Source organism: Terrisporobacter glycolicus ATCC 14880 = DSM 1288 (assembly GCF_036812735.1).
Classification (GTDB): domain Bacteria; phylum Bacillota; class Clostridia; order Peptostreptococcales; family Peptostreptococcaceae; genus Terrisporobacter; species Terrisporobacter glycolicus.
Window position 1 is genome coordinate 912,782 of record NZ_CP117523.1, and the last position, 24,897, is coordinate 937,678.

Below are 24,897 nucleotides of genomic sequence, written 5' to 3' on the forward strand. Positions count from 1 at the left end.
TTATAGATTATTGTTATATTAGTATAACACTAAAATAGTAACAAAGTAACTAATAAAAGTAAATTTATTAACAATATAGAGGTGATCTAAATGTCAAAAAAGAAAATTGGATTAAGTAGTTTAATTTTTATGAATGTGTCTGCACTATATGGGATAAGATGGATTGCAAAATCTACATCATCGAGCTTTGGATTAGGCTTAGGAGCTATTCCAATGTGGTTTATATTTGCAATTTTATATTTTATTCCTGGTGCACTAATATGCGCAGAGCTTGCTTCAACATATAAATCAAAAGATGGTGGTCTTCATGATTGGGTTGTAGAGGCTTATGGAGAAAAATATGGATTTATGGTTTCTTGGTTAAATTGGACTGCTAAATTATTTTGGTATTCTTCTTTTTTAACATTTTTAGCTATAAATGTTTCTTATGCTATAGGAAATCAAGGCTTGGCAGATAATAAAATTTTTGTTCTAGTATTATCTTTAATAGTATTTTGGGGCTTATCATTTATATCAACAAAAGATATAAAATTTGCTAAATTGTTCACTAATACAGGAGCATTAGGATCAACAATACCAAGTATTTTGATTATAGTATTTGCTTTCTTAGCAGTAGTTGTACTGAAAAAAATACCAAGTGCTTCAACTTACACTGTACAAACTATAACTCCAGATTTTAACCCAAATTCACTTGTAGCAATTTCTGCTATTATATTTGGATTTACTGGAGCTGAAACATTGGCAAACTTCATAACTCAAATAGATAAACCAGAGAAAAACTTCCCTAAAGCTGTAATTGTATCAGCCTTGATAGTGGCAACACTGTATGTATTAGGATCAATTGCAATTACATCTTTAATGAGTCCTAACGAAATCACAGCATCAAAAGGAATACTGGATTCTCTTGCAGTAGCATGTGAGGCTTTAGGTATACCAGCAGTATTTATACAAGTAATAGCAGCAGGTATAGCAATATCTGTACTGGGAGCAATAGTACTTTACATAGCTTCTCCTATAAAGATGTTATTTGGATCAGTAAATGAAGGTATATTTCCTAAGAAATTAACTAAAATTAATGAACATAATGTACCAGCAAATGCGGTAATGTTCCAAGCAGTGTTAGTTTCATCTATATTAACACTAACTGCATTATTACCTAATGTAGACACAATATATAATATTTTAGTTACAATGACTGCATTAACATCATTGTTCCCTTATGTTTTATTATTCTTATCTTATATAAAATTGAGAAAGGATAATAAAAATATAGAGAGAGATTATACAATGACTAAGAACGATTTTGTAGCTATAAATATAGGACGCTTTTTATTAGTAGTTACTCTTTTAGGTGTTATATTAACAGCAACTCCAGTTATGTCTACTCTAAAAGACAATATAATATATGAAATAGAAATGATAGGTGGGGGAGCATTAGTAATTATTTCTGGATTAATGATGTGGAGACGATATGAAAAATCATTAAAATCGAATTCATCAGGATCACTAAAATCAGCAAAATAATCATAAAGCGCCAACTATAAAAGTTGGCGCTTATTGCAATGAATTTTGAGCAACGGATTTATCCGAAGTGGCAACGAGGATATATCGTTGGCGATATGAGCTAAGCGAATTTTAACTTATTTATAACAAAGTCTTTACATTGCCTTAATGGAAATCTCATAAAAAATATATATTATATAAGTGTATACAATAATCTTATTAAGATGGAAAACACATATTAAAAGATATTTATTGTAATAAAAAATATAAAGGAGATTGATATTATGAATATGTTAGATAATCATGTACACACAACTTTTTCAAGAGATGGGAAGGACTCTATGGAAAAAGTAATAAAAAAGGCTATGGATATGGGAGTGGCTCATTTAACTTTTACGGATCATATGGAGTACAACACAGATAAATTTAGTATTGATTTTGAAAAATACTGTAAGACTATTGAAGAGTTTCAATGGAAGTATAAAAATTATATTAATCTTTACAAAGGAATAGAAGTAGGTTACCAAAATCATTTAAAAGATGAAATAAATAATATAATAAACAAATATGCTTTTGATTTTGTATTGTGTTCAACTCATACAGTAGATAAAATTAATGTGCCTGATTCTAAGTTCTTTGAGGGATATAGCAAAGAAGAAGCTTATAGAAAGTATTTTACAAGTATTTTGGAAACAGTAACTACATTTAAGAACTTTGATACTTATGGGCACTTAGATTATATTGTAAGATATGGAAATTATGAAAATAATAAGGTAATTTATAATGACTATAAAGATGTGCTAGATATTTTGCTAAAGACAATTATTGAAAGAGGAAAAGGTATAGAGATAAACACATCTGGCATAAGATACAACCTGGAATCTATGCATCCTAATCAAAATATTCTTCAAAGATATAAAGAGTTAGGGGGAGAAATTATTACAGTTGGCTCAGATTCACACCAAGCGAAGGATCTTTGTAAGGATTTCTATAAGGTTTATGATATGCTAGAATTCTTAGATTACAGATATGTTTGTATGTTTAAAGAAAGAACTCCTGTGTATATTAGCATTGAAAAAACTAGAAAAGGAATAGTAGCATAATGGGTTTATATAATTATCACAAAAGTTACTATATTTTTCAAATATATAATAGAGCTTGTAAATTATCTAATATTGATAAATTACAAGCTCTATTTTGATATTATAAATTTTTTAAGAGATATTATATTGAAATTGTGAATTTATATCTAATGATATAGAATAAAATTAGATAATAAAATTTATCAGGTGGGGGAAAATCTATGGGGGAAAAAATTAATTTGAAGGTTTTGCCAGATAATTGTAATATAAAAGTTGAAGCTGGCAGTAAGATAATAGATGTGTTAAATGAAAATAATATATCAGTGGAATCAACTTGTGCAAAAAAGGGAAAGTGTGGAAAATGCAAGGTTAAAGTACTCGAAGGAAAAATTAGTAATATAACAGAGAATGAAAAAAAATTATTAAGCGAAAAAGAAATAAATGAAAAAATAGTATTGGCTTGTGAAAGACGTATATTTGGAGATATAACCATAAAAATTATTGATAAAAATAAGGATATAGTTGAAAAAGGTAAAATCATAAAAAGTAATGAAAATATAAATACTATAGTAGAAAAAATATATTTAGAATTACCTTTGCCTTCACTAGAAGATCAAAGAAGTGATGTTAAAAGAATATTGGATTATTTGAAGATAAAACATAAAAGAAACTATAAATTTGATATAAACTTAATTCCAAAATTACAAGAAATTTTATTAGAAAATTACTATAAAGTAACAGCAACTATTTTAAATGATGAAATAATTAAAATACAAGGAAATAATCATGAAAATCAAAACTATGGTATTGCCATAGATATTGGGACAACTACTGTAGCAGCATATCTTATAAATTTAGTTAATGGAGAAATTATAGACGCTAAATCAAATCTTAATGAACAAAAGAAATACGGAGCAGATGTAATATCTAGAATAAATTACTCAACAGAAAATAATAAAAATAAAGAAGAACTTAAAAATGAAATATCAATAACTATTGATAAAATAGCAGAAAAACTTATTACTAATAACAAAATAAATAAGGAAAATATAAGCATTATCAGCATAGTTGGAAATACAACGATGAGTCATTTACTTATGGGGGCCAGTGTAAATGGAATAGCAAGAGCTCCATTTAATTCAGTATTTTCAGATGAAATTTTTGGAAAATTGAATTTATTAAATCTACATAGTCTAGAGAAAAATACTAGATTTATATTACTTCCTAATATAGGTGGATATGTGGGCTCGGATACTTTAGGAGCAATAATAAGTAGTGACATGAAAAACATGAAAGGAAATATATTGCTTATAGATATTGGAACTAATTGTGAACTGGCATTAAAAACAGATAAGGAAATTTTAGTTTGTTCTACGGCTGCTGGTCCTGCCTTTGAAGGTGCTAATATGAAATATGGAATGAGAGCCAGTGATGGAGCAATATATTCATGTGAAATAGATTTAGAAAATGATATTAATATAAAAACAATAGAAAATAAAGAAAACCCTGTAGGTATTTGTGGTAGTGGATATATAAATTTAATAAGCTGTTTAGTAGAAAAAAATATAATTCTTCCACAAGGAAGAATAGTTAAACCACAAAAATTAGAAGAATATGTATCTAAAAAAATTAAAGAAAGAATAAATAAGGACGGAAAGTCTTATGAAATTGTACTTTCTAATGATAAAAATAATAAAAAAATTAGTATTGTTCAACAAGATATAGCTAATTTACAACTGGCAAAAGCAGCGGTAAGAGCAGGTATAGAGCTACTTATGAGAGAAGGAAAGGTAGAAAAATTAGATAAAATACTTATAGCAGGAGCTTTTGGAAGTAACTTAGATATTGATAACATAAAAAAAATAAAAATGATACCAAATATTGAAAATAAAAAGGTTCAGATAATAGGAAATGCGGCAGGAAGTGGCGCTATTCAAATTCTTCTATATAAGAATAAATATGATAGTATGAAAAAATTAACTGATAATATAAAGCATGTTGAATTGGCTAATCATAAGGACTTCAATAAAATTTTTACAAATTGTTTAATGTTATAAAATATATGAAGGAGAGAGTACTTTGAAAAATTTAATTATAATATGTGATAATTTAAAGGACGAAGTTACCTTACTTAGTGAAAAAATAGTTCCAAATAATAATATAAAATATACTTCACAAATAATATATGTGGACTCAAAATATCACAATATGCCAGAAAAATTAAATTTAAAGTTACAAGAAATAATAGATGAAAATAAAGAATATGAAACTATAACTTTATTATATGGACAATGTGGAAATGCAACTTTAGGACTTAAATCAGATTACTCTAAACTAATTTTGCCAAAAGTAAGTGACTGTGTATCTTTATATTTGGGTGGAGATGAGAAAAGAAAAAAATTAAAAAAAAGTGAAAGAACTTATTTTTTCACAAAAAAATATATGGAAAATGATAATAGCCTTTACAATGAGATTATAAAAATGAAAGAAAAGTACGGAGATAAAAAAACAATAAAGATGTATAGGATGATGATGGATAATTATGAATACATAAGGATTATAAATACAAAGGCTTATGATGTGGAAGACATAATGGAGAAAGTAAAATATTTGTGTAATGATTTAGATTTATCCTATGAAATTATAGATGGCGATCTGTCCATAATGGAAAATGTTTTATTAGGTATTGTAGATGCAAATTTTATAGTAAAAGATATAGGGGAAGAAATAAACAATAAAGATTTTTAAGTGTATAAAAAGATAGTATGCATATTTTTTAATGCATACTATCTTTGCGTTAGATAATGCCTAAACTATTTGGTATTTAAGTTATGTAAGTGGGAGGGGTCATATTGAGGCTAACTGATTATATAGATCAAAGAGATTTAACGAAATTACTTGATGATTTTTCAAAGTCAGTAGGAATTTATATAGATGCAGTAGATACAAAAGGAAAGAGTTTTTTATTAGATAGAAATTATGGTAAATGTGAATTTTGTAAATATATACAAAGTACTGAGAAAGGTATGGAAAAATGTATAAGATCTTATGAAAACGTAAGCAAAGAATGTTATCGATGGAAGGATACATATTTTTCTACTTGTCATGCAGGGATTGTCCTTTGGTCTTTTCCTATAGTAATTGAGGAAGAACAAGTTGGAGCAATAGTTTGTGGACAAGTTTTGTTGTGGAAGCCAGATAGATACTTTTATAAACAATTAAAACAATTCAATGATGATATATCAGACATAGATATTTTAAAAGAAAAAGTAGAAAAATTAAATATTATTTCTGCTGAAAAATGCAAATCTATAGCTAACATGCTATATATTTTTGTAAATTATTTAACTAAATCTAACACAGGTTTTTTTTATAGACAAAATGAAATTAATGAATGGCGAAGTTACATGACAAAGCAGATAAAAGAAAGAAAAGAAAAATATAAAAATACAAAATTTGATAATAGCGTTTATGTGAAAAGAGAAAAAAGCTTACTTCAATATATTAGAACAGGAAATAGGGAAAAAGTTGAAGAGTTATTACCAAAAGTATGTACAGATATGGAAATATTATTTGATTTTAATTTAGAAGGCGTAAAGAAGGCATCTTTGGAATTAATAACATTAATATCAAGAGCAGCCATAGATGGAGGTATAGAAATTAATACATCTCTTGATACATGCAGAGAATTTACTATAAAAATAGATTTTTATAAGTCATCAGAAGAATTATTTGATGGAATATATAAGATAATATTGAAATTGATAGATATGGTATATTTATTGATCAATAATAATCAGCACTCTACCTTAAAAAAAGCAAAGGAATATATAAATGACAACTATAACAAAGATATTACTATAAAAAAAATAGCATCTTACTTATATATTAGTGACTATTATTTATGTCATTTATTTAAGGAAAACTTAAATTACACAGTAAATGAATATATAACAAGAGTTAGAATTGAAAAAGCAGTTGAGCTTATGGACAATAGAGAGATGAATATAAAAGATATAATGTATGAGGTGGGATTTAGAAGTCAAAGCCATTTTACAAAGACCTTTAAAAAAATATTAGGCGTTACACCAGGGGTATATAGAAATAAATACTTATAGGGGGAAGGGTTATGGATGTTTATGAAGAGATAAGAGAAAAGTTATTAGAAGGTGAAGTAGAGGAAGTATGTGATTTAATAGAAAAGGCAATTAAAATGAAATATCCTGCAGAACATATTTTTCAAAAAGGTCTAGTAAATGGGATTAATATATTGGCTGAAAAGTTTACGACTAGTGATGTATTGGTACCAGAAGCACTTATGGTATCTAGGGCTCTGAATGCAGGAATAGACATAATAGAGGAATATCTACCAAATATAGAAAGAAATGCGGGAATAGCAATAATAGGAACGGTAGAAGGAGATGTGCATGATCTAGGAAAGAATATTATTAAGGCAATTGTTTCCACTATGGGTATAAAAGTTTACGACTTGGGAGTAAATGCATCAAAAGAAACTTTTATAAAAAAGATTAAAGAGTATAAACCTAATTTTGTTATGATATCAGCACTTTTGACAACAACAATTTATGAAATGAAGTCAATAATAGATGAAATTAAAAAGGAAGGACTAAGAGATGATGTGATTATATTTGTAGGTGGCTTTCCTGTAACTCAAGAATATGCAAAAGAAATAGGCGCTGACTACTTTACAGACAATGCAATGGAAATGAAGATATTTTTAAATAAAAATATAAAAAAACTACTGAAAACAAAAAAGAGCAAATATAAGCAAGATTAAGCAACTACATAAGAGACTCTTCTACCATATACTTTAATTAATAAAGGAAATATTTACTTAAAGGAGGAAGAAGAGTTGGTTATTGTAGGTGAAAAAATAAATACTAGTTTAAAAGGTATAACGGAAGCAATTAAAAATAGAGATAAAGAATTTTTACAAGAACTAGCCATAAGGCAAAGTGACCAAGGTGCAGATTATATTGATGTAAACTGTGGTACCTTGATAGATGAAGAAGTAGAAATCTTACCGTGGTTAGTAGAAGTAGTACAAGAGGTTGTTGATAAGCCTTGTTGTATAGATAGCCCAAATCCAAAAGCATTAGAAGCAGCTCTAAAAGTTCACAAAGGCAGACCAATGTTAAACTCAATAACAGCAGAAAAAAGTAGATATGAAGAAGTTATTAAACTAGTTAAAGAATATGATACAAAGATTGTTGCTTTATTGATAGATGATGAACATGGGATAAGCCCTAAGTATGAAGTGAGAATTCAAATAGGAATAGACTTGGTTAATAAATTAAAAGATGATGGTGTTGAATATGAGGACATATATTTGGATCCACTTATTCAGCCAATAAGTACGGATTCCACAATGGGAAATGTGGCACTTAGTACAATATCAGAAATAAAGAAAAAGTTTCCTAATGTACATTTTATGTGTGGACTTAGCAATGTATCTTTTGGGCTTCCACAAAGAGGTCTTTTAAATAGAACTTATCTTGCAATGTGTATGTATGCTGGACTTGACGGAGCAGTTTTAGACCCAGGAAATAAAAAAATGATGAGCATGATAATTGCAAGTGAAGCTTTATTAAATAAAGATAAATTCACGAAAAAATACTTAAAAGCACATAGAAAAGGACTGTTAGAGTAAATTAAAATTTAGGGTTATGGAGGGTTATTTTATGAAAAATTATATTGAGGATATTAAACAATTAGTTATTGATGGGGAGGATGAAGATATAGTTGATGCTATAGAAGAAGCTATAGAAAGTGATGTTAATATAAGTGACATAGTTAACAATTCATTAATAGAGGCAATGAATATTATAGGGCCAATGATGGCAAGTGGAGAATTATTTGTCCCAGAGGTATTAATGAGTGCAGAAACAATGCAAATAGGATTAAATTATTTAAAACCAATGTTAAAAGAAGGAGATATGACCTCTTTAGGAACAATAGTTATAGGAACTGTTGAAGGAGATTTACATGATATAGGGAAAAATCTAGTAGCAATGATGTTAGAAAGTTCGGGATTTGAAGTAATAAATATAGGAATAGATCAACCAGCTCAAGCTTTCGTGGATGCAGCAATAGAACATAATGCTCAAATTGTAGGATTATCTGCTTTATTAACAACTACAATGTCTGCAATGAGAGATACAGTTAAGCTTATTAGAGAAAAAGGTTTAGACGTAAAAATTGCAGTTGGTGGAGCGCCAGTAAGTCAAGAATTTGCAGCTGAAATAGGAGCAGATGGTTATTCTGAAGATGCTACAGGAGCAGTTTTACTTTGTAAAAATATGTTAAGTTCAGAAGCAACAGCATAAGAAAAGCATAATTTTTTTGTACCATTAATAAAAGTATGGGGGGAGAATAATGATTAAAAATGAAAATTTAAATAGAATTAATGATGCATCTATAGAAATGTTAGAAACTATAGGAATGGAATTTGTTAGTCCAGAGGCAAAGGAAGTACTTAGAGAACATGGTGTTAAAATAGAAAAGGATAGAGCATTTTTTACAAGAGATCAAATTATGGAATATATGGCTAAATGTCCATCTGAGTTCAAACTTTGTGCAAGAAATCCAGAGTATGATATGAATCTTAACCAAGAAGATGTATATTATGTGCCAGGATATGGTTGTCCTAAAATAAGGGAATACGATGGGACAGTAAGAGATGCTATGTTAGATGATTACTTAAAATTAGTAGAAATTGTACATTCATCACAACAATATAAGTGCAATGGAGGAATACTTGTCCAGCCAGCAGATGTGGAAGCACGTTTTTCACAATTAATAATGATGTATTCAACTATAACTAAATCAGATAAATGCATACTATCTGTTAATGGAAGTGCAAAGCGTATAGAAGAACTAGCAGGACTTATGTCCATATTATTTGGTGGAGTTGAAAAATTAAAAGAAAAGCCAAGATTTGCTACAATAGTAAACTCATTAAGTCCGCTAAAAATAGATGAAAGCGCAGAAGGATGTTTAAGAACTTGTGTAAAATATAACCAACCATTATTAGTAGTTCCAGCACCAATGGCAGGAGGTACAGGACCTATAAGTTTAGCTGGAAATATAGCATTAGCTCATGCAGAAGCTTTAGCTATTATAGTATATGCTCAGATGCTTAATCCAGGTAATCCAGTAATATATGGTTCAGCAGCTATGACTACTGACATGAAAACAGGAAAAGCAGCTATAGGTTCTTCAGGATATGCATTACAATCAGCATATGCTTCTAGACTTGCTAAAATGTATAAGTTACCATGTAGAGCATCAGGAGCATTAACTGATGCATATGGTGCAACAATACAAGCAGGATATGAATCAATGTTATCACTTTTTTCAGCAGTAGAAGAAAAAATCAACTTTATAATTCATACTGGCGGAATAGTTGATGCATTTGGATGTTGTTCAATAGAAAAATTTATTGCTGATATAGAAATGACTAGATTAATTGATTATTATAATAAAGATTTAGAAGTAAACGATAAAACTTTAGCTTTAGATGTTGTGAAAGAAGCTCTTAAAACAGGTACATTCTTAACATTAAAACATACAGCTAAAAGATGTAGAAAAGATCCGTGGCAACCAACTATAAGCTTAAGAGGAAAATTAAAATTGGATGAGGATACTAATATAGTTATGAAAAAATCTATAGATGCTGAAATGAATAGATTATTAAGTAACTATAAGAAGCCAGAATTAAGTGAAGATGTAGCTAAGGAACTTAGAAAATATATGGAAGACTTAGGTGTAGATAGTAAAATTTTAGATAAAATAGATAACTATAATGCAGAATTAGCAGTGAATTAATATGTAGATAATATAAAAACAAAAGACACAGATAGTATGTGTCTTTTGTTGAATATAAGTAAATTTATGAAGGGAGAATTATGTATGAAATTTTTAAAAATAATAGATAAATGTACCTTTTTTCCTCCAGCAATATTATTACTAATAGCAACATGTATAGGAATATTTTTTCCAGAAACTTTAGAAGTTGCTGCAAATAAAGCATTTCAATTTACAACGAAAGGATTTGGATGGTTTTACGCATTGGGATCAAGTTGTTTTGTAATATTTTGTTTATGGGCTGGATTTAGTAAATATGGAAATATTAGACTTGGAGGAAAAGATGCCAAGCCAGAAATGTCTTTTGCAAAATGGTTTGCCATAGCTTTAACATCAGGAATTGCAATAGGGATAGTATTTTATGGAGCGGCAGAACCTTTAATGAATTTTACAAATCCTCCAATATTTTCAGGGTTATCATCCAATAGTCCAGGAGCTGCAGAAGCTGCCCTATCTTATACCTTTATGCACTGGGCAATTCATCCTTATGCAATATATACAACAGCAGGTTTATGCTTGGCATTTATATATTATAATGGAAAACGAAAATATCAATTAAGTTCGGCTCTTTATCCTTTAATTGGAGAAAAAGCTGATGGAAAAGTTGGATCTTGGGTCAATGCAATTGCCATATTTGCACTTGTGGGAGGTATTGGAACATCTCTAGGAATTGGAGTTTTGCAAGCAGCAGATGGTATAAATTTTGTGCTAGGCACAAATTTTGACTCTGGAGTGTTATATGCAGTAATTATTGGAGTTATGGTTTTAATTTATGTAGCAGCTGCTTGTACAGGTCTGCATAAAGGTATAGCATTGGTAAGTAATTTGAATGTATATGTATATATAATTTTACTTGTTTGGGCATTCTTATTTGGAGGAACACTTTTTATCTTAAATAATACATTTACAGGGATCGGACAATATTTATCTATGATAGTTAGACAGTCCTTTTATTTAGAGCCTGCTTATAATAGTGGTTGGGTAAATGGAAACACAATATTTTACTATGCTTGGTGGATAACATTTGCACCTATGGTAGGATTATTTCTTGTTAAATTGGCAAAAGGCAGAACTATTAAAGAATTTGTAATTGTTAATTTAGTAGCGCCAGTAGTATTTACTTTTATATGGTTTGGTGTATTTGGAAGCTCAGCTATTAATATGGAGCTTGCAGGTTCAGGTGGAATAGTTGGAGACATAGGAAAGTACGGAGTATCAGTAGCATTATTTTCATATCTGAAAAATTTACCACTGGCACCAGTAATGATTGTACTTGGTTTTGCAGCTATTGTTTTCTCATTTGTAACTTTGGCTGAATCTCAAACTCTTACAATTGCTGAAATAACTTGTAAAGAAGAAATGCTAAATAAGCGTAAAGATAAGAGTGCACCTTCATCAGTGAAAATATTTTGGGGTGTGCTAATGGGACTTATGGCATTTGCGCTACTACAAAGTGGTGGACTAAATGCATTGCAAACAGCAGTTATTGTTTGTGGGTTGCCTATATTAATTTTAATGATATTTATGTCAATAGCCTATGTTAAGAGTATGATAAATCATGTTAAGTTTGATAAGACATTGGAGAGTGAAATTGACGATGAAAATGAGGAAATAAATACAGTATAAAACAGGTCATAAAGTAAAATTAAGTATTTAAGATTAAAGTACTAGATAAAATATTAATAGTTTTAATCTAGTACTTTTCTTGATGGAGGGGTTTTATGGTTAAAAAAAATAACTCTAAAATACAGAAAAAGAAAGAAAAAAATTTTGTATTAATCTTTTCCATGATAATGACAATATTTATAATATTTATTGGTATTGTATTTCCTAAAAACTTCAACTTAACTATAAAAACATTATTTAATAAGTTTATATCTCAATTTAGTCCAATTTATTTAATTTTAATGCTTATGATTACAATCTTTTGTATATTTATTGCCTTTAGCAAATATGGAAATATAAAGTTAGGAAAAGATGATGATAAACCGGAGTTTAGTAATGTAGTATGGTTTGCCATGCTATTTGGAGCAGGTATGGGTATAGGATTGGTATTTTTTGGAGCATATGAGCCCTTATGTCATTTTGCAAATCCTGTTGGAGTAATGCATGGTAGTAAGGAAGCTGTTAGGTTTTCTATTCAACAGTCATTTATACATTGGGGTGTACAACCTTGGGCAGCATATTGCTTAATAGGACTTTGTCTAGGTTATTTTCAATTTAGAAAAGAAGAACCAGGCCTTATAAGTAGTACATTGAACCCAGTTCTAGATAATAGAAAGTTTAAGAAAAACGCAGGAATAGTAGTGGATATATTAACAGTATTTACCACAGTAATTGGAGTTGCAGCCTCATTGGGACTTGGAACTATGCAAATAGGATCAGGTATAGCGTTTATATTTGGAATAGAAAATACTGTTATTCTAAAAATTTTAATTGTTGCAGTGGTGGCAATCATTTATATAAGTAGTGCTATAAGTGGAATTAATAATGGGATGAAAAAACTATCAAATATAAATTTAATACTGGCAACTATTTTATTAGTGGGATGCTTTTTAGTAGGACCTGTATATGATATAATTAAGGAATTTTTTATTGGAATAGGAAATTATGTGAAAGACTTTATTCCACAAAGCTTGGGTATAGGCTTTAGCAATAATAAAGAGTGGTTAAATAATTGGAGAGTTTTTTATTGGGCATTTTGGATATCTTGGACACCTTTTGTAGGAATATTTATAGCTAGAATATCTAAAGGTAGAACTATAAGGGAATTTGTATTGGGAGTAACGGTGTTGCCAGCTATTATAAGTTTAGCTTGGTTTACAATATTTGGTGTTATGGGTATGGATTTAGGACTTGATTTTGCCAAGGATGCAATTATGATAACAGAAACAAGTTTATTTAAAGTTTTATCTCACTATACTTTTGGAACGGTGTTTTCCATAATAGCCATTATATTATTATTTACATTTTTTATAACATCAGCTAATTCCTCTATTTATGTATTAGCAATGTTTACATCAAAAGGTAATTTAAATCCTGACAATAAAAAGAAGGTGCTATGGGGGATATTACAAGCATTGTTCGCCATAACCTTAATATTATCAGGAGGATTAGATACACTGCAAAAGCTAGCAATTATTGTATCTTTTCCATTTGCTATAATTATGTTGTTGATGATGTATTCAATATTAAAATCTTTAAAAAAAGATCTATTTTATAAGGAAGAAGCTAAAAAATTAAATAATACAAATGATAATATTAATACTTAATAAAATGAAAAAAATACCTAGTCTTCAAATTAAAGATTAGGTATTTTAATCATTAAATAATATTACATTGGTTTAAATCCTTCACCTAATGCTTCAAAAATATCTGTAATTATTATAAATGCATATGGGTCTGTATGTTTAACAAGCTTTTTTAATGTAATAACTTCTTTTTTTGAAACAACAACAAGAAGTACATTTTTTTCACTTCCAGTATATAATCCTTGTCCTTTTAAGATAGTGGCACCTCTTTGCAATTCATCTGTTATAGCCCTTCCAATTTCCATATATTTATCAGAAATAATAGTAAAAGATGTGGAAGTATTAATACCTTCAACTATTATGTCGCTAACTTTTACTATTATATATAAAGCTATGGCAGAATAAAGAGCAACTTCAATATTTTTGCTAACAATACCTGATAAAGCGACAATACAACCATCTGCAAATCCCATAAGTGTAGGCACACTAAGGGAAGGAAAAGCCTTATTTGCCAAAATTCCTATTAAATCAGTACCTCCAGTACTTCCGTTTATTCTAAATATAAGTCCTAAAGCTATTCCAAGTACGATTCCTCCAGAAATTGAAGATAAAAGTACGTCATTAGTAACATTAATATTTCCTAGATTTTCTGTTATTTTCAATGATGCAGTAAGGAATATTATGCCAAGTAATGTTTTTGAGGCATCTTTTTTTCCAAGAATTCGAAAAGCAAATAGGAATAAAGGTATATCAAAAGTTATGTTTATTAGCCAAATTGGCAAGCCAGTTAAGGTATTAATAATAATTGACACACCTGTAAGTCCTCCTGGTGCAATATTATGAGGATTTAAGAACATATTTATGGAAACTGCCATGAATAAACAGCCTACCATTAAAATAATTACTTCATTAAACTTTAACGCTGATTTCATTTTAATTACACCTTTCAATTAATAAATAAGTACACTTCTTATAAGTTTAACCAGGAATACTAAATATTATGTGAATATGAAAAGTATAAAAAAGCAAAAAAAGAAAGCTAGGGTAGGAGGCCCTAACTTTTTAATATATGAAACGAAATATTTTCATTATAAAATGAAAAATAATTCTAGGTAGGTAGTAATAATCACTTTTAAAATAGTGGAATTACAACTTACGATTTACAATTATATAGTACAACAAGTTTTGCATTTTATGGTTAAGACAGTGTTAAAAGTATATTAAATAAAAAATAAGTCGTAAGAAATAAGTAATAAATTTAATAATTTTTCATAGAGTACTATTTCAACTTTATTTTGAATAATAAATTATATCAAAATAAATGGGGGGATAATATGTTTTCAAGATCAGAGATCTATAGAAGTGGGACAAAGAGACATAAAAACAGAAACTATGTTCTGATATTTTCTTTGTTATTAACAGCCACAGTGGTAACTGTAGGTATTTTATTGCCGGAGAAATTTAATTACATATCAACAAAGTTATTCAATGTACTTGTAGATAAATTTAGTCCCATGTATCTTATGCTTATGCTAGGGATTTTTTTCTTTTCTTTGTATTTAGCTTTCAGCAAATACGGGGATATAAAGTTAGGAAAGGAGAATGATAAACCAGAATTTAGTAATGTGGTTTGGTTTTCCATGTTGTTTGGGGCTGGAATGGGTATAGGTTTAGTATTTTTTGGAGCATGGGAGCCAATGAGTCATTTTGTAAATCCCCTAAATGCAGTAGGTGGCAGTGAGGATGCAATTAGGTTTGCTATTGAACAAAGTTTTATTCACTGGGGTGTGATGTCCTGGGTTTCTTATGCAGTTATAGGAGTTTCTTTGGCCTATTTTCAATTTAGAAAAGGAAGAAAAGGACTTATTAGTTCTACTTTAGATCCTATTTTGGAAAATAATAAATACAAAAATTCCATAAAACTAATAGTAGATGTGCTTGCTATTTTTATTACAGTAATAGGCGTAGCAGCATCTATGGGACTGGGAACTATGCAAATTGGAGGAGGCGTGGAGTATTTATTTGGAATAAAAAATACCTTTAAACTTCAACTTCTTATTATATTAGTAATAACAGTAATTTACATATGGACAGCTGTTGGTGGATTAGACAAAGGAATGAAACAATTATCAAACATAAATTTAACTTTGGCAACAATTCTTGTTGTGGGGTGCTTTTTTGTAGGTCCTACTTCAAAGATTATGAATACATTTGTAAATGGTGTAGGCGACTATGTTAATTATTTTGTGTCACAAAGTTTATTTATAAATCCTATTACTAGTAATGAATGGGTATACAAGTGGAGGATTTTTTATTGGGCTTATTGGATTTCTTGGTCACCATTTGTAGGAGTTTTTATAGCTAGAATTTCAAAAGGAAGAACTATAAGAGAGTTTATTTTGGGAGTTATTATAGTTCCTTCTATTATATGTATGTTTTGGTTTGTAATTTTTGGAATGATGGGCATGGATTTAGGCTATGAGTTTGCAAAGGATGCAATTATATGTACTGATACTAGTTTATTTAAAGTATTTTCTCATTATAAAGGTGGATTTATATTTTCCATAACTGCCATATTCTTGTTGTTTACTTTTTTTATTACTTCAGCAAACTCAGCAATATATGTGCTAAGCATGTTTACATCTAGAGGAAGTTTAAATCCTAAGAACATAAATAAAATAATTTGGGGAGTTATTCAAGCTTTATTTGCCATTGTATTTATAATGCTGGGAGGGCTGGATATACTCCAAAGATTTGCTATAGTAGTGTCTTTCCCTTTCGCCTTCGTTATTGTAGCCATTGGAATTGCTTTGGTTAAAGAACTCAAAAAAGAAAAATGTCGAAAAAGTTAGAACGAATCATGTTCAAAAAAATGTACAATTTAGTTGTGCATTTTTTTGAATGTATATATAATAAACTTAGATATAAATTGGCACATATTTTCAATAAACAACAAGATTATATGCAGCTTATTTATATCTGGTATTATGGGAGGATTTATATGGAAAAAGTAAGCAATAATATTAAATTCTGCACTTTTATTAATATTTTGAGAACTTATTCTAGTGAAGATGTCTCCATATCCATAAAAGAAATAAACAAACATATGAAAGAGAAGCTTGGTGTTACTTTGGACAGGAGAACTATGTATGCTTATATTAAAGATATGAGGCAGATTGGTCTGACAGTTAGTGATTACGATAAAGAAACAGAGGGGTATTTTCTTTATGACTTTTTTTTCAAAGAATATGAGTTGAAACTTTTAATGGATTCAGTGAAATCAAGCAAATTTATCACCAAGAAAAAAACGGAAGAACTTCTAGAAAAAATAAGTACACTTAATTTTATTTACAGGGGTAGAATCGTTGAAAGTAATGTATTTATTGATGAGACTTCTAAAGCTATAAATGAGGGGATTTATAGTAATATTGAACTTATCGATAAAGCAATTATGAAAAATAAAAAAATTACTTTCATCTATTGTTACAAGAAGTGTAGTCAGGGGTTAATTTGCAGTAAAAAATATAAAAATCAGGGGGGGATTTTTAAAGTCAATCCAATAAGCATGATAAACGATCATGAAAACTATTATCTAGTATCTATTCAGAACAACTTCGAGAAATTCAATTATTACAACATAGAAAATATAACCTCCATAGAAATTTTAGAAGAGGAAATTGATAATCCAACGTTTATAGAAAAATATAAATATGGAACTAATACTTCTGAAGATATGGAAAAAATTATTACAGAAGATCTAAAAGAATACGTGAGAATTGGAGGGAGTAATGGAGGCAAGTATTAACTTAAGAGAATATTTGGACATGTTTAAAAGAAGAAAACTTATAGTTATTTTGACAATGATTGCATGTTTGGCCTTAGGTGCGTACAAAACTTACCAAAACTATATAAGTTATGTACCAACATATAGCTCAAATATAACTGTAAGAATAAATACTTCTAAAGAATTAATGAAAAAGAAAAACAGTAAAAAAGATGAAGGCACAGAAATTGTAGATCCATATTCAACATATAATGTGGCACAAAATCAGAATATTGCGACATCATATAAATCGTTGGCATCATCGCCAAATGTAGCAAATATAATAGCAAGTTCACTAAAGGTATCATCATCAGATGTGGGAAGCATAAGTGTTACACAGAGAGAAGAAACAACTGATTTTTTAGATATTACTGTAATAAGTGAAAGTCGTGAAATGGCAAAAAAAGTTGCTGAAAAGGTACCAGAAGCTTTTAATGAGGAATTAATAAGACTTGTAGGAATTGACTGTGTTGAAGTAGTATACGATGCATCAGAGGCATCATTAATAGGAAGATCAAGGGATTTGACCTTATTTAAGTTTGCAGCAATAGGAATTGTATTATCTATATTCTTTGTTTTACTTAGAGAATGTTTAGACACAAAAATTGTTACACCAGATGATGTAAACAAATACTGGAATTATCAATTAATAGGAACTATTCCTTTAGATAGAGATTCTTCCAAAGGAAAGCATCGTTAAAAAATAAGGGGGCCAAATATGTTAGGATTATATGACAGTGGAAGCTTTGAAGTTAATGAAGCTTACAGAGAAATAAGAACTAATATTTCATTGAATACTGATTTAAAAACCATAGTTTTTACCAGTGCTGAAATGAATGAAGGAAAAACTACTACAGTATGTTCCATAGCAAAATGTTTCTCTGATTTAGAAAATCATAGAATTCTCCTAATTGACTGCGATTTTAGGAAGAAATCAGTTGCTAATACTCTAGAAATAGATAATAAAAAGGGAATAGCAGACGTAATAATGAATGATATGGACATGAAAGAATGTATAAAAAAGGTGGATGAATTTGACGTATTAACTTGTGGGATATCACCGTCCAATACTTCAGTTTTATTAGAATCAAAAAAATTTAGAGATGCTATAGAAAGTCTAAAAGGGGATTATGATTATATTTTTATAGACTCTCCGCCACTGGGAAGACTTAACGATGCAGCCATCTTAGCAAGGTATTCAGATGGAACAATAATAGTAAATGCGTCAGAAAGTATAGACCAACAAATGGCAAAGGTAACAAAAGATAAACTGGAGAAGGTTAATGCAAATGTTATAGGAGTAGTACTTAACAAGTTTAAATCAGATGATCACAAATATTACAAATATTATGGGTATTATGAAGAGGAAAAGAAAAGGTCATTTTTTAAAAGGAGAAAAAGAAGATAACTAATTTGTAGGGGTATGGATTGGTTGTTTGTAGGGGAGATGGCTAAATGGGGGCTAAAATTTTAGAGAAAATCAATTACTACAGTAAAGAGTATGGTGACTTTAGGTATAGACAGGGGGTCTTACTAATATCGGATACCATAATCTTCATTGGGGCTTTTATCATATCTTTATCAGCTACCATGAGCATTTCATATTTACAACAAAATATATTATTACCATTAATAATAATGATAATAGTATGTCTAACAATATTTTCAATATCCGGAATTTATAGAACATTATGGTCTACCAGTGTAGACAGGGAAATAATAATGATTTTATTATCTACCATAATCTCAACTTTTTCATATTTTATTATTTTTAAAATAAAGAATATTAACTATGATGTAATTTTTTATGTAATAAATGCCTTATTTATTCATTTGGGGATGTGTAGTATAAGAATTTTATATAGAACAGCAAGAAAAGCATTACTTTATTTTAGATTAAATGAAAATATGGAAAATAGAATGAAAGTATTGATAGTTGGAGCAGGATCAGCAGGTAATCTTATTTTAAAAGAAATGTTTGAAAATCCACAGCTGAACATGTATCCTGTGGGTATAATTGATGACAATAAAAAGAAACTAGGAAAATCTTATTACAATGTACCTGTAATAGGAACAACTGATGATATAGAGCAAATAGCACGAAGCTTTGATATTGATGAGATTATTTTTAGTATAGCTAAAATAGCAAGAAAAAGAAAAAGAGAGATTATGCAAATTTGCAAAAAAACAAGTTGCAAAATAAAGACCATACCAGGAATTTATGAACTTATTGATGGAAAAGTTAGTATAAAAAACATTAGAGAAGTGAACATAGAAGATTTACTAGGAAGAGAAAGTATAAAAATCGCTGATAAAGAAGTGCTTCACTTTTTAAAGGGGAAAAAAGTGTTAGTAACAGGAGCAGGGGGATCCATTGGATCAGAGCTTTGTAGACAAATATCTGCCTTAAATCCTAGAGAGTTAATTTTAGTAGATATCTATGAAAATAATGTATACGAACTTCAACAAGAATTAATAAGAAAATATAAAAATCTGGACTTAAAGGTTTTGATTGCATCTGTAAGAGACAAAAACAGAATGGAAGAAATTTTTATAAACTACCAGCCGGAAATAGTATTCCATGCTGCAGCACATAAACATGTACCTCTTATGGAAGATAGTCCTTGTGAAGCCATAAAAAACAACGTGTTCGGAACGTTGAATATGGCAGAGCTTTCAGCAAAATATAAGGTAAAAAGATTTGTATTAATCTCTACAGATAAAGCAGTGAATCCAACAAATATAATGGGTGCAAGTAAAAGGTGTTGCGAAATGATAGTGCAAACTCTAAACAAAAGCAGTGAAACAGAGTTTGTGGCAGTAAGATTTGGCAACGTTCTAGGAAGTAATGGTTCTGTAGTTCCTCTATTCAAAAAACAAATAGAAGAAGGAGGACCAGTAAAAGTAACTCATCCAGAAATCACAAGATTTTTTATGACAATTACAGAGGCAGTTTCGTTGGTGTTGGAAGCAGGAGCTATCGCTAGGGGTGGCGAAATCTTCGTGCTAAACATGGGGGAACCAGTGAAAATTTTGGATCTAGCAAAAAATCTTATTATACTTAGTGGTTTGGAGCCAGACGTGGATATAAAAATTGAATTCACAGGACTTAGACCGGGAGAAAAGTTATATGAAGAAATACTTATGGACGAAGAAGGTTTAAGAGACACAGTAAAAGATAAAATTTATGTTGGACAACCTATTGAAGTTAACGAAGGGGAGTTTTTTGATAGGTTAAGACATTTACAAGATGTGGCAGAAAGAGAATATGGAGAAGAAGTTAGGTATGTAATAAAAGAGTTAGTACCTACTTACATAATAAAAGAAGAAAGAGAAGACAAGACAGTGGTGACAGTATAAAAAATATAAAAGATAAAGTGGTGAAGATGAGTGTATAAGATAATAAAAAGGGATTTGGATATTATCTTTTCTTTATTACTCTTAATAATTGGAGGAATCTTCTTAATAATAATAGGGTTAGTTATTAAGATAGATTCTCCAGGACCTGCATTATTTAAACAGGAAAGATTGGGGTTAGATGGAGAAGTATTTAAAATTTATAAATTTCGTTCTATGTGTCAAGGGGCTGAACAAAAAGGAACGGGAGTATATTCACTAAAAGGGGATTCAAGGGTAACTAGAGTAGGCAAAGTTGTTAGAGCTACTAGTATAGATGAGTTACCACAACTGATTAATATACTAAAAGGGGAAATGAGTTTTATAGGTCCAAGACCTACCTTAACTTATCATCCTTGGAAATTAGAAGAATATACAGAAAAACAAATACAAAGGTTTGAGCTTAGACCAGGAGTTACTGGATTAGCTCAAATAAATGGAAGAAAAGATCTACCTTGGGATGAAAGAATACTTTATGATGTGGAATATGTTAGAAATTTAAGTCTTATGCTTGATTTGAAAATATTGCTAAAAACTATAGTAAAAGTATTTAAAATGAGTGATAATGTGAACACATATGAAACAGCAAATAATAAGTAGTGTATGGGGGATAATTACTTGTTAAATTTAATGTATATAACTAACAAAACGGAAGTTGCAAAGATTGCAGATAAAAATGGGGTAGATAGAATATTTGTAGATCTTGAAGTTATAGGTAAAAAAGAAAGACAATGTGGATTGGATACAGTTCAATCCAAACATACTTTAGATGATATAAAGAAAATCAAAAATTGTATAAATAAAAGTCAATTACTTGTAAGGTCAAACCAAATACATGATAACTCAAAAGAAGAAATTAATACAATAGTTGACAACGGAGCAGATATTATAATGCTTCCTTATTTTAAAACTATTGAAGAAGTTGAGTATTTTATAAGCTTAGTAAATGGCAGATGTAAAACAATGCTTTTAGTTGAAACAGCAGAGGCGGTAGAGTCTATAGATGAAATACTAAATATTTATGGAATAGATGAGGTTCATATAGGATTAAATGATTTACATCTAGCTTATAAAATGAAATTTATGTTTGAACTTTTAGCAGATGGTACTGTAGAATCGCTCTGTAAGAAATTTGAAAATAAAAATATACCTTATGGGTTTGGTGGAATTGCAGGTATTGGGGAGGGCGCACTTCCAGCAGAAAGAATAATACAAGAGCATTATAGATTAGGATCTACAAGAGCAATACTATCTAGAAGCTTTTGTAACACAGAAAAAATAAAAGACTTAGGCATAATTAATGAGATATTTACTACAGGATTAAGAAAAATACGCACTTTTGAAAATAGAATAGATGAAGAAAACTTTGAGCAGAATAAAATCTTAATCAAAGAAATAGTAGAAGGCATAGTTTATAATAAGTCAATTTAGGGGAAATTGATATGAAGCTATTATTAACAGGGGCAGTTGACTATACGGCTAGTCAATTGAAATTTTTAAAGAATATGGGGTTTAAAATAAAATTTGTCCAGGACGAAAGGCGAAAGATTGATTTTGATGTAAGTGAAGTCGAAGCAGTAGTATGTAATGGACTTTTTTTATATAACGATATAGAAAGATTTACAAGCTTAAAACATATACAATTAACTAGTGCAGGTCTAGATAGAGTTCCACTTGATTATATAAATGGAAAGAAAATTAATTTATATAATGCTAAGGATATTTATAGCATCCCCATGGCAGAATGGGCAGTACTGAAGGTTTTAGAGATTTATAAAAGTAGTAACTTTTTTAGAAAAAATCAAGAGAATAAAGAATGGGAAAAGAAAAGAGACTTGATAGAGCTGACAGATAAAGTTGTTACCATAGTGGGGTGTGGTAATGTAGGTTTGGAAGTAGCTAAAAGATTTAAAGCTTTTGGAACAATAGTATATGGTGTCGGAAGAAGAAAGATTGAATCACCATATATTGATGAAGGTTTTACATTAAGTGAATTAGAGGAGGTATTAAAAAAAAGTGATATAGTGATTCTTTCTATAGCATTAACGGAAAGTACGAAGTATTTGTTTAATAATGAAAGATTTAATGTTATGAAAGATGATGCAGTACTTATAAATATATCAAGAGGAGAAGTTATTCAGGAAAGAGATCTGGAGGGAGCACTTGATAATGGTAAATTTATGGGAGTGGCACTTGATGTTATGGAGCAGGAACCTTTACCTAGAGTTAGTAAGCTTTGGGAGAATGATAGGGTTATTATTACTCCCCATAATTCCTTTGTATCTGATAAGTGTAAGGAAAGGTTATTTAGAAGTATTTGTAATAATTTGCGTAGTTTGAAAGAAGGTGAAATGATAGATGCATGCTAACACAAAAGAGATGATAGAACTATTAGAAGAATATCCTCAGTATAGAAATGATATTTTTAAACGTGGTTATTTAATAACGAGCGACACTACTATTAATAATAAAGAATATCCTTTTTATGAAAATTGGAATATTTGTAAGGTTGGAGATTTTATATTTTATATTCATAGAGAGCAGAAGCTTTATATATTTGAAGAGAATAATAATATATTCTTTTTAATAGGACATGCATATAATCCTTTCACTATGGAGATTGATGAAATCTCTATTTTAAAAAAAATATCTAACAGTTATTATAGATCAAAAAATAAATATTTCGATGCAGTAAGTGAGCTAACAGGATTATTTATAATTGGATTCATTGAAAATTGCCAAATTGAAATAATTGTAGATTGTGCTGGTATGCAAGGAGCTTATTATGGATTTATAGATGATAAAGTTTTTGTATCTTCACATATGCAAATGATAGGTGATTTATGTAATTTAAAAGTTGATTCTTATGTGGAAGAATTAATTAATTATAAATTTTATAAATTATATGGACCATTTTTACCAAGTGATTTATCTTCTTATAAAGAAGTAAAAAGATTAGTACCAAATACAGTAGTTAATTTTAAGTTAAATAAATTTATAGTTAATAGATTTTTTCCAGATGAAGGATTAGAAATTTGTGAATCAGAGGTTGAGTATGAAAGTACTATCAAAGAAATAGGTAAAATACTGCATAATAATATAGAACTTATATCAAGAAAATGGGAAAAACCAGCTATATCAATGACAGGAGGAATGGATAGTAAGGTTACGGTAGCTTGTGCAAATGGACTGTATGATAAGTTTAAGTATTTTAGCTATATATCAATGCCAGGAGAAGTTATAGATGCTGAAGCAGCGCATACAATAGCAAATCACTTAGGTATAAGTCATAAAATTTATAATATACCTGATGAAAATAGTAAATTTAAGGATTTAGAAATTATAACTAAAATAATAAATCATTCATTTGGAAATATAGGAAAGCTAAATCAAAATGATATGAGAAAACGAGTTTATTTTAGAGATACAAATGAGTTTGATATAGAAGTTAAATCATGGGTTTCTGAAATTGGAAGAGCAAATTACTACAAAAAGTTTGGTAAAAAAAGAATGCCAAAACATTTAAGTCCAAGAAATTTAACGACAATGTATAAGTTTTTTGTTAACAATAGAAGCTTAGTTAAAAAGACTGATAAAGTTTTTGAAGAATATAGAGATAAATATAAGTTTGGGGAAAATTTTAATAACTATGATGAGTCAGATATGTTTCTTTGGGAAATTAGATATGGAGCGTGGGGTGGCCTTGTCTTAACTGGAGAGCATAGATATTCTTTTGATATAACAGTTCCATATAATAATAGAAAATTAATTAAATTGTTATTATCTCTTCCACTAAATAAAAGAATAAATGATAAGAGTCATGAAGATATCATTAAATTAATGAATATAAAAGTTGATGAACCAGGAATAACAATTGTAAATTATAATGAAACAAAAAAAAGAATGTACTTTGAAAAATTATATTTTAACCTAAATGGTTTACTACCTTTTTAAT

Annotated in this window: 21 protein-coding genes; 20 read left to right on the forward strand and 1 reads right to left on the reverse strand. The window is 29.1% G+C overall.

Translation table 11 applies throughout. The features are described from left to right. The first annotated feature begins 90 nt into the window (after positions 1 to 90). From TEGL_RS04570 to TEGL_RS04620, 11 genes are all read left to right on the forward strand, one after another. Positions 91 to 1,524: an APC family permease gene (locus TEGL_RS04570; RefSeq protein WP_018590360.1), complete on the forward strand. Its 1,434-nt coding sequence runs from the start codon at positions 91 to 93 to the stop codon at positions 1,522 to 1,524. Between the two features lie 263 nt (positions 1,525 to 1,787). Next, positions 1,788 to 2,606 (forward strand): histidinol-phosphatase HisJ family protein, encoded by an 819-nt coding sequence (locus TEGL_RS04575; RefSeq protein WP_018590359.1) that lies wholly within the window; start codon positions 1,788 to 1,790, stop codon positions 2,604 to 2,606. Positions 2,607 to 2,806: 200 nt separating this feature from the next. Continuing rightward, on the forward strand, positions 2,807 to 4,642 hold the full coding sequence (locus tag TEGL_RS04580) for an ASKHA domain-containing protein (protein WP_018590358.1): 1,836 nt from the start codon (positions 2,807 to 2,809) through the stop codon (positions 4,640 to 4,642). A 22-nt stretch (positions 4,643 to 4,664) separates the two neighbouring features. After that, entirely contained in the window at positions 4,665 to 5,333 is a 669-nt protein-coding gene (locus tag TEGL_RS04585; protein WP_018590357.1) for a DUF1638 domain-containing protein, read from the forward strand. A gap of 104 nt (positions 5,334 to 5,437) precedes the next feature. Further along, the gene (locus tag TEGL_RS04590; protein ID WP_018590356.1) at positions 5,438 to 6,703 is read left to right on the forward strand and encodes a PocR ligand-binding domain-containing protein; all 1,266 of its coding nucleotides are present in this window, start codon (positions 5,438 to 5,440) and stop codon (positions 6,701 to 6,703) included. Between the two features lie 11 nt (positions 6,704 to 6,714). Continuing rightward, positions 6,715 to 7,383, forward strand: a complete 669-nt coding sequence (locus tag TEGL_RS04595) for a cobalamin B12-binding domain-containing protein (RefSeq protein ID WP_018590355.1) — start codon at positions 6,715 to 6,717, stop codon at positions 7,381 to 7,383. Positions 7,384 to 7,458: 75 nt separating this feature from the next. Further along, on the forward strand, positions 7,459 to 8,256 hold the full coding sequence (locus TEGL_RS04600; RefSeq protein ID WP_018590354.1) for a methyltetrahydrofolate cobalamin methyltransferase: 798 nt from the start codon (positions 7,459 to 7,461) through the stop codon (positions 8,254 to 8,256). Positions 8,257 to 8,287: 31 nt separating this feature from the next. Continuing rightward, complete coding sequence (locus TEGL_RS04605; protein WP_018590353.1) at positions 8,288 to 8,932, forward strand: cobalamin B12-binding domain-containing protein; 645 nt, start codon at positions 8,288 to 8,290, stop codon at positions 8,930 to 8,932. 49 nt (positions 8,933 to 8,981) lie between these two features. Next, positions 8,982 to 10,433, forward strand: coding sequence for a trimethylamine methyltransferase family protein (locus TEGL_RS04610; protein ID WP_018590352.1), 1,452 nt, complete (start codon positions 8,982 to 8,984; stop codon positions 10,431 to 10,433). A gap of 84 nt (positions 10,434 to 10,517) precedes the next feature. Further along, complete coding sequence (locus tag TEGL_RS04615; RefSeq protein WP_018590351.1) at positions 10,518 to 12,098, forward strand: BCCT family transporter; 1,581 nt, start codon at positions 10,518 to 10,520, stop codon at positions 12,096 to 12,098. A gap of 95 nt (positions 12,099 to 12,193) precedes the next feature. Beyond that, complete coding sequence (locus TEGL_RS04620) at positions 12,194 to 13,744, forward strand: BCCT family transporter (protein WP_018590350.1); 1,551 nt, start codon at positions 12,194 to 12,196, stop codon at positions 13,742 to 13,744. A gap of 62 nt (positions 13,745 to 13,806) precedes the next feature. Here the strand turns inward: TEGL_RS04620 and TEGL_RS04625 are convergent, their stop codons facing one another. Then, complete coding sequence (locus TEGL_RS04625) at positions 13,807 to 14,655, reverse strand: YitT family protein (RefSeq protein WP_018590349.1); 849 nt, start codon at positions 14,653 to 14,655, stop codon at positions 13,807 to 13,809. Positions 14,656 to 15,057: 402 nt separating this feature from the next. Here TEGL_RS04625 and TEGL_RS04630 point away from each other — a divergent pair, with 402 nt between their 5' ends. The 9 genes from TEGL_RS04630 (at position 15,058) to TEGL_RS04670 (ending at position 24,896) form a co-directional block, all read left to right on the forward strand. Then, positions 15,058 to 16,575, forward strand: a complete 1,518-nt coding sequence (locus tag TEGL_RS04630) for a BCCT family transporter (protein WP_018590348.1) — start codon at positions 15,058 to 15,060, stop codon at positions 16,573 to 16,575. 149 nt (positions 16,576 to 16,724) lie between these two features. Next, positions 16,725 to 17,528, forward strand: a complete 804-nt coding sequence (locus tag TEGL_RS04635; RefSeq protein WP_018590347.1) for a WYL domain-containing protein — start codon at positions 16,725 to 16,727, stop codon at positions 17,526 to 17,528. After that, the gene (locus TEGL_RS04640) at positions 17,512 to 18,246 is read left to right on the forward strand and encodes a YveK family protein (protein WP_018590346.1); all 735 of its coding nucleotides are present in this window, start codon (positions 17,512 to 17,514) and stop codon (positions 18,244 to 18,246) included. The genes TEGL_RS04635 and TEGL_RS04640 overlap by 17 nt, the downstream gene beginning before the upstream one ends. A gap of 18 nt (positions 18,247 to 18,264) precedes the next feature. Then, positions 18,265 to 18,954 carry a CpsD/CapB family tyrosine-protein kinase gene (locus TEGL_RS04645; protein ID WP_018590345.1) on the forward strand — a complete coding sequence of 230 codons (690 nt, stop codon included), beginning with the start codon at positions 18,265 to 18,267 and terminating at the stop codon, positions 18,952 to 18,954. Positions 18,955 to 19,001: 47 nt separating this feature from the next. After that, positions 19,002 to 20,906, forward strand: coding sequence for a polysaccharide biosynthesis protein (locus TEGL_RS04650; RefSeq protein ID WP_018590344.1), 1,905 nt, complete (start codon positions 19,002 to 19,004; stop codon positions 20,904 to 20,906). Positions 20,907 to 20,936: 30 nt separating this feature from the next. Beyond that, positions 20,937 to 21,542 carry a sugar transferase gene (locus tag TEGL_RS04655; protein WP_018590343.1) on the forward strand — a complete coding sequence of 202 codons (606 nt, stop codon included), beginning with the start codon at positions 20,937 to 20,939 and terminating at the stop codon, positions 21,540 to 21,542. Positions 21,543 to 21,560: 18 nt separating this feature from the next. After that, positions 21,561 to 22,373, forward strand: coding sequence for an aldolase/citrate lyase family protein (locus tag TEGL_RS04660; protein WP_018590342.1), 813 nt, complete (start codon positions 21,561 to 21,563; stop codon positions 22,371 to 22,373). Positions 22,374 to 22,384: 11 nt separating this feature from the next. After that, entirely contained in the window at positions 22,385 to 23,311 is a 927-nt protein-coding gene (locus tag TEGL_RS04665) for an NAD(P)-dependent oxidoreductase (RefSeq protein WP_018590341.1), read from the forward strand. Continuing rightward, positions 23,301 to 24,896 (forward strand): hypothetical protein, encoded by a 1,596-nt coding sequence (locus TEGL_RS04670; RefSeq protein WP_018590340.1) that lies wholly within the window; start codon positions 23,301 to 23,303, stop codon positions 24,894 to 24,896. Before TEGL_RS04665 ends, TEGL_RS04670 begins: the two co-directional genes overlap by 11 nt. Position 24,897 lies beyond the last annotated feature (1 nt).

Excerpts from the sequence above, each read along its gene's own strand:
- TEGL_RS04570 (WP_018590360.1), top strand. The coding sequence starts at position 91 with ATGTCAAAAAAGAAAATTGGATTAAGTAGTTTAATTTTTATGAATGTG.
- TEGL_RS04575 (WP_018590359.1), top strand. The coding sequence starts at position 1,788 with ATGAATATGTTAGATAATCATGTACACACAACTTTTTCAAGAGATGGG.
- TEGL_RS04580 (WP_018590358.1), top strand. The coding sequence starts at position 2,807 with ATGGGGGAAAAAATTAATTTGAAGGTTTTGCCAGATAATTGTAATATA.
- TEGL_RS04595 (WP_018590355.1), top strand. The coding sequence starts at position 6,715 with ATGGATGTTTATGAAGAGATAAGAGAAAAGTTATTAGAAGGTGAAGTA.
- TEGL_RS04605 (WP_018590353.1), top strand. The coding sequence starts at position 8,288 with ATGAAAAATTATATTGAGGATATTAAACAATTAGTTATTGATGGGGAG.
- TEGL_RS04610 (WP_018590352.1), top strand. The coding sequence starts at position 8,982 with ATGATTAAAAATGAAAATTTAAATAGAATTAATGATGCATCTATAGAA.
- TEGL_RS04615 (WP_018590351.1), top strand. The coding sequence starts at position 10,518 with ATGAAATTTTTAAAAATAATAGATAAATGTACCTTTTTTCCTCCAGCA.
- TEGL_RS04620 (WP_018590350.1), top strand. The coding sequence starts at position 12,194 with ATGGTTAAAAAAAATAACTCTAAAATACAGAAAAAGAAAGAAAAAAAT.
- TEGL_RS04625 (WP_018590349.1), bottom strand. The coding sequence starts at position 14,655 with ATGAAATCAGCGTTAAAGTTTAATGAAGTAATTATTTTAATGGTAGGC.
- TEGL_RS04630 (WP_018590348.1), top strand. The coding sequence starts at position 15,058 with ATGTTTTCAAGATCAGAGATCTATAGAAGTGGGACAAAGAGACATAAA.
- TEGL_RS04635 (WP_018590347.1), top strand. The coding sequence starts at position 16,725 with ATGGAAAAAGTAAGCAATAATATTAAATTCTGCACTTTTATTAATATT.
- TEGL_RS04640 (WP_018590346.1), top strand. The coding sequence starts at position 17,512 with ATGGAGGCAAGTATTAACTTAAGAGAATATTTGGACATGTTTAAAAGA.
- TEGL_RS04645 (WP_018590345.1), top strand. The coding sequence starts at position 18,265 with ATGTTAGGATTATATGACAGTGGAAGCTTTGAAGTTAATGAAGCTTAC.
- TEGL_RS04650 (WP_018590344.1), top strand. The coding sequence starts at position 19,002 with ATGGGGGCTAAAATTTTAGAGAAAATCAATTACTACAGTAAAGAGTAT.
- TEGL_RS04665 (WP_018590341.1), top strand. The coding sequence starts at position 22,385 with ATGAAGCTATTATTAACAGGGGCAGTTGACTATACGGCTAGTCAATTG.
- TEGL_RS04670 (WP_018590340.1), top strand. The coding sequence starts at position 23,301 with ATGCATGCTAACACAAAAGAGATGATAGAACTATTAGAAGAATATCCT.